Source organism: Enterococcus avium ATCC 14025 (assembly GCF_000406965.1).
In the GTDB taxonomy this organism is placed as follows: domain Bacteria; phylum Bacillota; class Bacilli; order Lactobacillales; family Enterococcaceae; genus Enterococcus_A; species Enterococcus_A avium.
In genome coordinates, this window is record NZ_KE136363.1 from 167,633 (window position 1) to 179,424 (window position 11,792).

Consider the following 11,792-nt stretch of genomic DNA (forward strand, 5'->3'; position numbering starts at 1 on the left):
CAAACACAAACAAGCGATTATCAATGCGTTAAAATACCCCTATTCGAACGGAAAACTTGAAGGGAAGAATAACTTGATTAAAGTGATTAAGAGAGTGGCATTCGGTTTTAGAACCTTTCGCCACCTTCGTATGCGAATTCTGATTCAACAGAATCTTTGCGACATTATTTGAGCAAAAAAACAAAAAGAAAAAAGGAAACGCCGAAGCATTTCCTTTCAGTGATTTAATGAAAACAACACGATTTGACTTAGAGCCAGTATTTCTCGATTTTTTTATACTGAAATTATGGTTAATCAAATGGCACATGCCAATCATTTGCTTTGTGAGCATCAAAGCATAGTTTGATTTGTTCTTGACTATTCTTTGCTTTTGCTAAAGGCGGTAAGTTATCCGCAGAAAACCAATCAATTTGAAGCGTTTCGATATTCTTAACGAAGTCTCCACTGATCAATTGGCATTCAACGAAAATCTTACAGACACCATAGGCATAACGAGGAAGATTGTGCTTGTTTCGATCTTGAACAGCAATGATTTTTAATGGTTCCACTGTCAGGCCTGTTTCTTCTATAGTTTCCTTAACGGTATTTTCTTTGATCGATTGGTTAATATCAACCCATCCGCCTGGTAAGGACCAAAGCCCATCATTTTCCTGCACTAATAAAATGCAATTATCTTTGAAAATTGCTGCTCTTGTATCCAACTTAGGTGTTGGATAGCCTACTTCTTCAGCGAAGAGTTGCCTTAATTTTGGAACAGGGATCGGAGAGTGTACAGACAGCATCTCCGTGGCGATGGTTCGAATCCGTTCAAATCGCTCTTGATCAAAGGGATCATGTGTATAGGTTAGGCCAGCTTGAGCAAGGGCCTGCAATTCAATTGCCCAATCTAAAAGTTGTTCCTCCATTTATTTCACCTTCTTGTTCAAGCCGAAGGATACACGATTTTCATTTCCAGCCTTGATTCGTTGAATATTTTCTCTGTGGCGATAAACAATATAGCAGGTCAAGGCAAAACAAATGACGGTTAGCAAAAGATTAAATGTCGGTAAAATTGTCGGCCAAATAAATGGCAATATGATCGATGAGAGTGTGACAAAAATTGCGGAGGCAATGCTGGCGGCACTAACCATACTTGTAATATAAAGGACGATTAAAAAGAAAGTCAATGAATAGAAAAAGAATAAGGGCGCGAAGGCTAGTAGCATCCCAGCACTAGTTGCTACGGCTTTTCCGCCTTTAAATCCAGCAAAAATTGGTAAAGTATGTCCAACTACAGCTACCAAACCAAACCATAAGGGATTGATATCCACATGAAAAAGAGTGGGAAGAAGTGTTGCGAGTGAGCCCTTTAATAAATCCATCGCAAAGACGACAAACCCAGCTGGCTTTCCTAACACTCGAAAGGTATTAGTAGTCCCAGAACTATGACTACCAAACTCACGTATGTCTTTTTTGAAGAAAAATTTTCCAATCCAGATGCCGGAAGGAATTGAGCCTAAAAGATAAGCTAGGACAAAAATTATGGCGGTTTTCATATGAATCCTCATTTCTCTATTAGTAAGGCTATTTTAGCAGATTTCAAAAGAGTGAACAAATCTTAATCCCGTGCTATACTAAATAGTGTGAATAGTTAAAAATCAAATTGAGCGAGGAAAATCAAATGAGTTTTAAAAATCCTAATCAAGAAAAAATTTTTCAGTATTTGGACGAAGCAAAGGTTATTGCTGTAGTGGGTTTAAGTGATAATCCTGATAAGACAAGCTATCAAATTGCTGACGTACTAAAAAATTACGGCTACAAGCTGTATGGTGTTAATCCAAAGTTAGCTGGACAAAAGGTGAACGATATTCCAGTCGTTGAAAATTTATCGGCTGTTCCAGAAACGATTGATATCGTGGATATCTTTAGACGTAGCGAATTTTTGCCAGCAGTTGCAGAAGATTTTTTAAAAACCGATGCAAAAGTTTTTTGGGCACAGCTTGGCTTATGCAGTGAAGAAGCAGCAGAAATGCTGCAGGCACAAGGACGCAACGACATTGTGATGGATCGTTGTGTGAAGATTGAATTGAACAAAAAATCTAATGATTGAGTTGATTTTCTTAAAAAAAAAGCATAAAATGCCTTTTCAGAAACAGGAGAGGCTTTTTTTTTGAGCTTTTTTAGCGTATCATACAAATGATGTACTTAAGATATAGAGATATCAATTCAGCTATGGTTCAATGATCTACGCGCTGGAGGAGATAGAGTATATGGTACGAACAAAAAACTTCATCGGAAAATGATTACGCAATTGGAGTAAGGATATCATTTCAACTTTGCCAATTCTTCTTGCCATAGCAATAATAGAAAGTGCGTACTTTAGTTGAATGATAGACGCCATTCGAATCAGATTAATTTTTCTTGGAAAATTAATACATTAAAACAAATAAGGATGTCAGTTCAACTTTTCGCAGGATGTTTCATCAGAAAAATACTTAACAAGATCGGTTAGATTGATGTACAAGTATTTTAGTTGAATGATATGCGGCATTTGAATCAAACTAATTTTTCTTGAAAAATTAATACATCAAAACAAATAAGGAGCTGTAGGATTGGCTAAGATGAACAACGAATACAATGACGCTTCGATCCAGGTACTTGAGGGATTAGAAGCGGTTAGAAAACGACCAGGGATGTACATTGGCTCAACAGACAGTCGTGGATTGCATCACTTGGTCTATGAGATCGTCGATAATGCGGTCGATGAAGCCTTATCTGGCTACGGAAATGAAATAGAAGTAACCCTTCATCCAGATAATAGTGTTGAGGTAAGCGACAAAGGTCGCGGTATGCCTGTTGGAATGCACGCTTCAGGAATTCCTACTGTTGAAGTAATCTTTACGATTCTTCACGCCGGAGGAAAATTCGGTCAAGGCGGTTATAAAACTTCTGGAGGACTACATGGTGTAGGGGCTAGTGTCGTAAACGCTCTTTCAGAATGGTTAAACGTTACAATTGTTCGCGATGGTGTAGAATACCGCGAAGAGTTCAAAGATGGGGGTAAACCTCAAGGAACGTTAGAAAAAATTGGGAAAACACGTAAACCTAACGGTACAACCGTCCATTTTCTTCCAGATGCACAAATTTTTTCAACGTTGAATTTTTCTTATGAAACTTTGTCAGAGCGATTAAGAGAATCAGCTTTCTTACTGCGAGGGGTTAAAATCACTTTAATGGATCTACGTGGTGAAGAGAAAGTTTCAGAAGTTTTTCATTTTGAAGAAGGAATCAAAGAATTTGTTGAGTATTTGAATGAAGACAAGGATACATTGACTCCTGTCGTGTATTTTTCAGGGGATCGTGAAGGGATCGAAGTCGAATTCTCATATCAGTACAATGATGGCTATTCTGAAAACTTACTCTCGTTTGTTAACAACGTCCGGACAAAAGACGGCGGTACACATGAATCAGGTATGAAAACTTCAATGACAAAAGCTTTCAATGAATACGCGCGAAAAGCCGGCTTGCTGAAGGAAAAGGACAAGAACTTAGAAGGTTCTGATTTCCGTGAAGGTCTATCTGCGGTGTTATCCGTTCGGATTCCAGAAAACTTGCTGCAATTTGAAGGTCAAACTAAAGAAAAATTAGGAACACCAGCTGCTCGTGGAGCTGTAGATAATGTCATCGGCGAACAAATGGGCTTTTATTTACAAGAAAACAGCGAAAACAGTCAGATGCTGGTTCGAAAAGCGATAAAGGCTCGTGAAGCAAGAGAAGCAGCGCGGAAGGCCCGTGAAGAAAGCCGGAACGGTAAGAAACGTAAAAAAGGGGAATCTCTACTTTCTGGGAAACTAACACCTGCACAATCTAAAAATGCTGCGAAAAATGAGTTGTTCTTAGTCGAAGGAGATTCTGCCGGTGGCTCAGCCAAACAAGGCCGTGACCGAAAATTTCAAGCAATCTTACCTTTGCGCGGGAAAGTAATCAATACGGAAAAAGCTAAGATGCAAGATATTTTGAAAAACGAAGAAATCAATACCATGATTTACACTATTGGATCAGGTGTTGGACCAGAGTTTTCAATTGAGGATTGTAACTACGACAAAGTCATCATTATGACCGATGCTGACACGGACGGTGCACACATTCAAGTCTTGTTATTAACATTCTTCTATCGATATATGAAGCCATTGATTGAAGCGGGAAAAGTCTATATTGCTTTGCCACCTTTGTATAAAGTTTCAAAAGGCGCTGGACGGAAACAAGTGATTGAATACGCTTGGACAGATGATGAATTACAAGAAGTGATCAAAAAAGTTGGTAAAGGTTATATGTTACAGCGTTACAAAGGTCTCGGGGAAATGAATGCGGAACAGTTATGGGAAACAACCATGGATCCTGAGTACAGGACGCTTGTTCGAGTGCGCATTGATGACGCTGCTCAAGCAGAGCGTCGTGTAACGACTTTGATGGGGGATAAAGTGGAACCGAGACGTAAATGGATTGAGAGTCACGTTCAATTCACCTTGGAAGAAGACGGGAGTTTGCTGGATAACAAAGAAGAAGCGACTACTGTGCCTGTAGCTGAACAAAATGAAATGGAAGAAACAACTGATGGTGTTAAAATGATCAGTTTGTTTGATGAGTAGGAGGTGGTCAATAGATGGAATCTAAGCATTCAATTCAAGAACTAACACTAGAAGAAGTGATGGGTGACCGTTTTGGCCGCTATTCAAAATATATTATTCAAGAAAGAGCGTTGCCAGATATTCGCGATGGTCTGAAGCCGGTTCAACGTCGCATTTTATACGCTATGAACAAAGACGGAAACACGTATGACAAGGGTTTTAGAAAATCAGCGAAATCCGTCGGAAACATTATGGGGAATTATCACCCTCACGGTGACAGCTCGATCTATGAAGCAATGGTACGGATGAGTCAAGATTGGAAGCTTCGTCAAGTGCTGATCGAGATGCACGGAAACAACGGCTCAATGGATGGTGATCCGCCAGCTGCGATGCGTTATACCGAAGCACGTTTGTCTCAACTAAGCGGTGAGATGTTGAAAGATATCGAAAAGGACACTGTTGATTTAGTTTGGAATTTTGATGATACCGAAAAGGAACCGACTGTTCTGCCAGCTGCTTATCCTAATCTGCTAGTTAACGGTTCAACAGGGATTTCGGCGGGATATGCTACTGAAATTCCAACTCATAATTTAACGGAAGTAATCGATGGCACGATTTATCTGATTGATCACCCGAATGCTTCGTTAGAAAAAATCATGGAGTACATTCCGGGACCCGATTTTCCAACAGGTGGTATTTTACAAGGTAAAGCAGAAATCAAAAAGGCTTATGAGACTGGTAAGGGGAAAGTGATTCTTCGTTCCAAAACCTCGATCGAACCACTAAAAGGCGGCAAGCAGCAGATCGTTATTCATGAGATTCCGTATGAAGTTAATAAAGCCGTTTTGGTGAAGAAAATGGACGAGATCCGTTTGAGTAAAAAAATTGATGGCATCGCTGAAGTTCGTGATGAGTCTGACCGTACGGGATTACAAGTAGTCGTCGAATTGAAAAAAGATGCCAATGCAGAAGGAATCTTGAATTACTTATTCAAAAATACGGATTTACAGATCAATTACAACTTCAACATGGTAGCCATTGATAACATGACTCCGCAACAGGTTGGATTGAAACACATTTTGGAAAGCTACATCCTTCACCGCAAAGACGTGATCACTAAACGGAGCCAATATGAGCTGGCGAAGGCACAAAAACGTCAACATATTGTTGAAGGCTTGATTAAGGCATTATCAATCCTTGATGAAGTGATTACGACGATTCGCGGAAGTAAAGATAAAAAGGATGCGAAACATAATTTAGTTGAACGGTTTGATTTTAGTGAAGAACAAGCCGAGGCAATTGTAACGTTGCAATTGTATCGTTTAACCAATACTGATATTACTCAATTAGAAAGTGAAGCGGATGAATTAGCGGCTGAAATCAAAGAGCTGCATTTAATCCTTAATAGCGAAAAAGAACTACACAAGGTTTTAAAGCAAGAATTGCGTCAAATCAAAAAAAATTATGGCAATGAACGCTTAACAACAATTGAAGATGAAATCAGTGAAATCAAAATCGAAACAGAAGTATTAATCGCACAAGAAGATGTAATCGTAACATTAACCAAAGAGGGTTATTTGAAACGCAGCAGTTTACGTTCGTATAATGCATCGCGCCCAGATGAACATGGGATGAAAGATGGCGATTCGATTATTTTTATTAATAAGCTGAACACTTTGGATCACCTGTTGATTTTAACAAATCATGGAAACATGATTTATCGACCAGTTCACGAAATTACAGAGCTGAAATGGAAAGATGTCGGAGAGCATATATCACAGACGATAACCAATCTCTCTATGAGTGAAGAAATCATTGCGGCCTTCCCATACAAGGAAATTGACGCGAACAAACTCTTCATCTTCATGAGTAAAGAAGGGATGATCAAGCAAACACGAATGACTGAGTTTTCGCCATGGCGTACGTATCGAAGCCGACCTACAACGGCGATGAAGCTAAAAAATGATACAGACGAAATTGTCTCAGTCTTCTTAACGAATGAGACTCGCAATGTCGATGTCTTCATTGCCTCACATCGTGCCTTTGGATTACGCTATCCACTAGAAGAAGTACCAGTAGTTGGTTCAAAAGCCGCAGGTGTTAAGGCGATTAATCTAAAAGACGGGGATTACGTAGTAGCAGGTGCGTTAGTTCCGTCAGATGGAGATTCACCCATCTTATTGTTGAGCCAACGCGGGGCAGCTAAACGTATGCTCGCTCAAGAATTACCGCAACTTGGTCGGGCGAAACGCGGATTGATGATTTTCCGTGAGTTGAAGAAAAATCCACATCGCTTGGCTTATATGACAGCTGAAACAGAAGGAAAGCTTACTTTAACAACGACAAAAGGTATTGAAAAGGAAATCGAGATATCTAAAGTTGCGATTAGTGATCGAATTTCTAATGGAACTTTTGCGATTGATGAGAAACAAGAAGGAGAACTTTTCTCTGTTATGCAGTTGCAGGAACTCGACGAAGAATAGTTTCTGTATTATATAATTATATTACAGTTGGGTATCTGTTTTAATACAGATGCCCGTTTTTTTGTTCACAATTTCATGTAAATAAGACGATGATGAGAAATTGTTTTAATTAAATTAATCCCGATAAATGCTTTAATTTCAAAGGGTTGCTAACGATTACAAAATATTTTTAACTTCTAATTAATCTTTCACAAGGAAAGGCTTGCATAAAAGAATTTATGTGTTATACTTTGTTCGTAAAGCTGTAGCAATAAAGTTTTTATATTCTAAGGAGGTCCTTTTGAAATGGGAACTGCAACAAATGAACTAGATCAAATGAAAAACACTGAAAAAACTGCTTGGGAAGGGTTTAACGGTCGTTTATGGAAAAGCGAAATCAACGTTCGCGATTTTATCCAAACGAACTATACACCTTATGAAGGCGCTGCCGATTTCTTAGCTGAGCCAACGGAAGCTACCAACCAACTATGGGGCAAATTACAAGAACTTCAAAAACAAGAACGTGAGAATGGCGGCGTATTAGACATGGAAGCAGATGTCGTATCTGCAGCCAATGCTTATGGTGCTGGTTATATCGATGAAATTTTGAAGGACGAAGAAGCAATTGTTGGTATTCAAACAGACAAACCTCTGAAACGTGCATTCATGCCTTATGGTGGTATTCGCATGGCTGAAGAATCACTTGAAAGATATGGCTATACTCCAAATCCTAAATACACTGAAATTTTTAACGATTACCACAAAACACACAATCAAGCGGTATTCGATGTTTACACACCAGAAATTCGTGCGGCACGTCGTGCTAAGATTATTACTGGACTTCCTGATACTTATGGTCGTGGACGAATTGTTGGTGACTACCGTCGAGTGGCTTTATACGGTATCGATTACTTAATGCAAGAAAAATTGAAAGACCATGCGAATTGTGGTCATGGTCAATTTACTGAAGAAGATATTCGTCTTCGTGAAGAAATTAGCGATCAATACAAGGCACTGAAACGTATTAAAGAAATGGCTGCTGCATATGGATTCGATATTTCTCGTCCAGCAGAAAATGCGAAAGAAGCTGTTCAATGGACATACTTCGGCTACTTAGCAGCAATTAAAGAACAAAACGGTGCGGCTATGTCTATCGGACGTGTCTCTACGTTCTTAGATATCTACATCCAACGTGACATCAATAAAGGGATTCTTACAGAAGAAAAAGCACAAGAATTGATTGACCACTTGGTAATGAAATTACGTATGGTGAAATTCGCGCGTATTCCTTCATACAACGAATTGTTCTCAGGCGATCCTGTTTGGGCAACCCTATCAATCGCTGGTATGGGTATGGATGGACGTACTTTAGTAACTAAGAATGACTTCCGTTTCTTGCATACATTGGAAAACATGGGACCATCACCAGAGCCAAACTTGACTGTCTTGTACTCTTCTCGTTTACCAGAAGGATTTAAAGACTATGCAGCCAAAATTTCAATCGATACTTCATCAATCCAATACGAAAATGACGATGTAATGCGTCCTGTATGGTTAGATGATTATGCAATCTGCTGCTGTGTATCAGCTACACAGACAGGAAAAGAAATGCAATTCTTCGGTGCTCGTGCGAACTTGGCGAAAGCTTTATTGTACGCGATCAACGGTGGCGTTGATGAAAAATCTAAAGCACAAGTCGGACCTGACTTCCGTCCAATCGAATCTGACGATGCATTAGACTTTGATGAAGTAATGGCTAAATACGATGAAGTACTAGAATGGTTAGCTGGAATGTATGTTAATACATTGAATGCGATTCACTACATGCACGACAAATATTACTATGAAGCTGCTGAATTAGCTTTGATGGATACAAACTTGAAGCGTACATTTGCAACAGGTATCGCTGGATTCTCACATGTTGTGGATTCATTAGCTGCTATCAAATACGCAAAAGTATTTCCAATTCGTGACGAAGACGGTATTGTTACTGACTTCAAGATTGATGGCGAATTCCCTAAATATGGTAATGACGACGCTCGTGCGGATGATTTAGCTGTTTGGGTATTGAAAACATTTATGGAAAAATTAGAACATTACCATACTTATCGTAATTCAGAACCAACAACGTCAATTTTAACAATTACTTCAAACGTTGTTTATGGTAAAGCAACTGGTACAATGCCTGATGGACGTAAAGCCGGCGAACCGTTGGCTCCAGGAGCAAATCCATCTTACGGTGCGGAACAAAACGGGCTACTAGCATCATTGAACTCATTGACAAAATTACCTTACGAATATGCATTGGATGGTATTTCAAATACACAAAGTATCAACCCAGATGCATTAGGTCATGATGAAGATGAACGTGTTGAAAACTTAACAAACGTTTTAGATGGGTACTTCGATCAAGGGGCACATCACTTAAACGTAAATGTGTTCGGCAAAGAAAAATTAATTGATGCAATGGAACATCCAGAAAAAGAAGAATATGCGAACTTCACGATTCGCGTTTCTGGTTATGCTGTTAAATTCATTGATTTGACTCGCGAACAACAAGAAGATGTCATCAGCCGTACATTCCACGCAAAAATGTAATTGCTGATTTCAACAATTGAATGTATAGTAAGGGCGGATGGACGGAAAGTCTATTCGCCTTACTTTTTAATATGAAGGAGCTAAGGGTTACTCTTCGCGTTTCTAATGCGTCAGAGGCATCCTATGTGCGTGACTAAAGATTAAATGTTGCGGCAACCATATCAAATAACTTAACTAGAAGTTAACTGTGTATTCCACAGGCATCTTCAGTATATAGAAGACTTTGAATAGTGAAAATCAACACTAAAAAAAATTACATAGATTAGAGGGGGACTGTTTATGTCTACTGTGGCTGAACAACCTATTGTCGGAAATATCCATTCAATCGAAAGTTTTGGATCAGTTGACGGACCTGGTGTGCGTTTTATCGTCTTTATGCAAGGCTGTCGGATGCGTTGTCAATTTTGTCATAATCCAGATACATGGAAAATCAATGATCCGAAAGCCAAGAAACGAACAGCGGATGATTTATTAAAAGAAGCCTTGAACTATCGCAGTTACTGGGGAAAAAAAGGCGGAATCACTGTGAGCGGCGGAGAACCATTGCTACAAATTGATTTTTTGATTGATCTGTTTAAAAAAGCGAAAGCAATGGGGATTAATACGACTTTAGATAGCTGTGGGAAACCCTTTACTTTTGAGGAACCGTTTTTCTCTAAGTTTGAAGAATTAATGCAATATACAGATTTGATTTTGTTTGATATCAAACAAATTGATAATCAAAAACATAAGGAATTGACTGGTCATAACAATGACAATATCCTAGAGATGGCGAAATACCTTTCAGATATTAATAAGCCCGTTTGGATTCGTCACGTACTTGTCCCGTTTAGAAGTGATTACGACGAGTTTCTCATTCGATTAGATACTTTTATCAAAAGTTTAAATAACGTCGATAAAGTTGAAATTTTACCTTATCATACGATGGGTAAATATAAATGGGAAGAAATGGGACTGAAGTATCCTTTAGAAGGTATTGAACCACCAACGGACGACCGCGTGGAAAACGCGAAGAAACTGTTGCACACAGAGGATTATAAAGGCTATTTAAAACATAAAAACTAGAAATCAAAAGATCAGACCAAAAAAGGCTCTGATCTTTTTTATTATCCAATGAAAATAAGCAGCAGGTTGTTGCTCTTTTGCTTTTTTTTGATATGATAAAGAAGAACTTATTTAAAGGAGCGATTCAACTATGGGAAAAGTTTTAATTTTTGGACATCAAAATCCAGATACAGATGCGATCGGAGCAGCGATTGCTTATGCAAACTTGCAAAAAGAACTAGGTATTGATGCGGAAGCAGTTGCACTAGGAACACCAAACGAAGAAACGCAATTTGCTTTGGAACACTTTGGTTTGACAGCTCCACGGGTAGTGGAAAAAATCGCCGCTGAAACAAATGAGGTTATGCTAGTCGATCATAATGAATTCCAACAAAGCGTTAGTGATATTGAAGATTTAACAATTTTAGCTGTGGTAGATCATCATCGGATCGCAAACTTCCAAACGGCTAATCCACTATACTATCGTGCAGAACCAGTTGGCTGCACTTCAACTATTGTGTTGAAGCTGTATAAAGAAAACAATATCGCAGTTCCGGCGAAGATCGCAGGTATAATGCTTTCAGCGATCATTTCTGATACATTATTATTCAAATCTCCTACATGTACTCAAGAAGATATTGATGCAGCAAATGAGTTAGCTGAAATTGCTCGTGTAGACTTAAACAGCTATGGACTAGATTTATTAAAAGCAGGAACAAACTTAAGCACTAAATCTGAAGCAGAATTATTGGATTTAGATGCGAAGTCATTCCCAATGGCTGATAAAACAGTCCGGATTGCTCAAGTCAATACGGTTGATCTAGACGAAGTGTTCGCTCGTCAAGATGCATTGCGCGATGCCATGTTAGATGAAAATGTTAAAAACGGCTATGATTTATTCTTATTGCTGGTTACGAACGTTCTAAATTCTGATTCAGAACTATTAGTGGCTGGAGAACCAAGAGAAATGGTTACGGAAGCCTTCAAGGTAAAACTGGAAAATGACCGTGCCTTCTTGCCGGGAGTTGTTTCTCGTAAGAAACAAATTGTTCCTCAATTAACAGAGGCTTTCGAAAAATAA

9 protein-coding genes are annotated in these 11,792 nt (G+C 38.9%); 7 read left to right on the top strand and 2 right to left on the bottom strand.

Annotated features, from left to right (window positions below; genetic code table 11):
• The coding region (locus OMU_RS22875) for an ISL3 family transposase (RefSeq protein ID WP_016179982.1) at window positions 1-172 on the top strand (172 nt) is incomplete at its 5' end.
• Window positions 173-290: 118 nt separating this feature from the next.
• On the opposite strand, the gene OMU_RS10970 is transcribed toward OMU_RS22875, so the two are convergent.
• Together OMU_RS10970 and plsY are read right to left on the bottom strand one after the other, a co-directional pair.
• Complete coding sequence (locus OMU_RS10970) at window positions 291-905, bottom strand: NUDIX hydrolase N-terminal domain-containing protein (RefSeq protein WP_016179983.1); 615 nt, start codon at window positions 903-905, stop codon at window positions 291-293.
• Window positions 906-1,535 (bottom strand): glycerol-3-phosphate 1-O-acyltransferase PlsY, encoded by a 630-nt coding sequence (gene plsY / locus OMU_RS10975; protein WP_016179984.1) that lies wholly within the window; start codon window positions 1,533-1,535, stop codon window positions 906-908.
• Between the two features lie 125 nt (window positions 1,536-1,660).
• Here plsY and OMU_RS10980 point away from each other — a divergent pair, with 125 nt between their 5' ends.
• The 6 genes from OMU_RS10980 to OMU_RS11005 all read left to right on the top strand — a co-directional run bounded on the left by OMU_RS10980 (window position 1,661) and on the right by OMU_RS11005 (window position 11,792).
• Window positions 1,661-2,089, top strand: coding sequence for a CoA-binding protein (locus OMU_RS10980; RefSeq protein ID WP_016179985.1), 429 nt, complete (start codon window positions 1,661-1,663; stop codon window positions 2,087-2,089).
• A gap of 511 nt (window positions 2,090-2,600) precedes the next feature.
• On the top strand, window positions 2,601-4,628 hold the full coding sequence (gene parE, locus OMU_RS10985; RefSeq protein ID WP_016179986.1) for a DNA topoisomerase IV subunit B: 2,028 nt from the start codon (window positions 2,601-2,603) through the stop codon (window positions 4,626-4,628).
• Window positions 4,629-4,642: 14 nt separating this feature from the next.
• Window positions 4,643-7,090: a DNA topoisomerase IV subunit A gene (parC, locus tag OMU_RS10990; protein ID WP_016179987.1), complete on the top strand. Its 2,448-nt coding sequence runs from the start codon at window positions 4,643-4,645 to the stop codon at window positions 7,088-7,090.
• A gap of 285 nt (window positions 7,091-7,375) precedes the next feature.
• Entirely contained in the window at window positions 7,376-9,667 is a 2,292-nt protein-coding gene (gene pflB / locus OMU_RS10995) for a formate C-acetyltransferase (RefSeq protein WP_016179988.1), read from the top strand.
• A gap of 279 nt (window positions 9,668-9,946) precedes the next feature.
• The gene (pflA, locus tag OMU_RS11000; RefSeq protein ID WP_016179989.1) at window positions 9,947-10,732 is read left to right on the top strand and encodes a pyruvate formate-lyase-activating protein; all 786 of its coding nucleotides are present in this window, start codon (window positions 9,947-9,949) and stop codon (window positions 10,730-10,732) included.
• A 130-nt stretch (window positions 10,733-10,862) separates the two neighbouring features.
• Window positions 10,863-11,792: a manganese-dependent inorganic pyrophosphatase gene (locus OMU_RS11005; RefSeq protein WP_016179990.1), complete on the top strand. Its 930-nt coding sequence runs from the start codon at window positions 10,863-10,865 to the stop codon at window positions 11,790-11,792.

Bases quoted from the DNA above. Each gene is read 5' to 3' on its own strand.
- pflB (WP_016179988.1), top strand. From the start codon at position 7,376: ATGGGAACTGCAACAAATGAACTAGATCAAATGAAAAACACTGAAAAA.
- parE (WP_016179986.1), top strand. From the start codon at position 2,601: ATGAACAACGAATACAATGACGCTTCGATCCAGGTACTTGAGGGATTA.
- pflA (WP_016179989.1), top strand. From the start codon at position 9,947: ATGTCTACTGTGGCTGAACAACCTATTGTCGGAAATATCCATTCAATC.
- parC (WP_016179987.1), top strand. From the start codon at position 4,643: ATGGAATCTAAGCATTCAATTCAAGAACTAACACTAGAAGAAGTGATG.
- OMU_RS10970 (WP_016179983.1), bottom strand. From the start codon at position 905: ATGGAGGAACAACTTTTAGATTGGGCAATTGAATTGCAGGCCCTTGCT.
- OMU_RS11005 (WP_016179990.1), top strand. From the start codon at position 10,863: ATGGGAAAAGTTTTAATTTTTGGACATCAAAATCCAGATACAGATGCG.
- plsY (WP_016179984.1), bottom strand. From the start codon at position 1,535: ATGAAAACCGCCATAATTTTTGTCCTAGCTTATCTTTTAGGCTCAATT.
- OMU_RS10980 (WP_016179985.1), top strand. From the start codon at position 1,661: ATGAGTTTTAAAAATCCTAATCAAGAAAAAATTTTTCAGTATTTGGAC.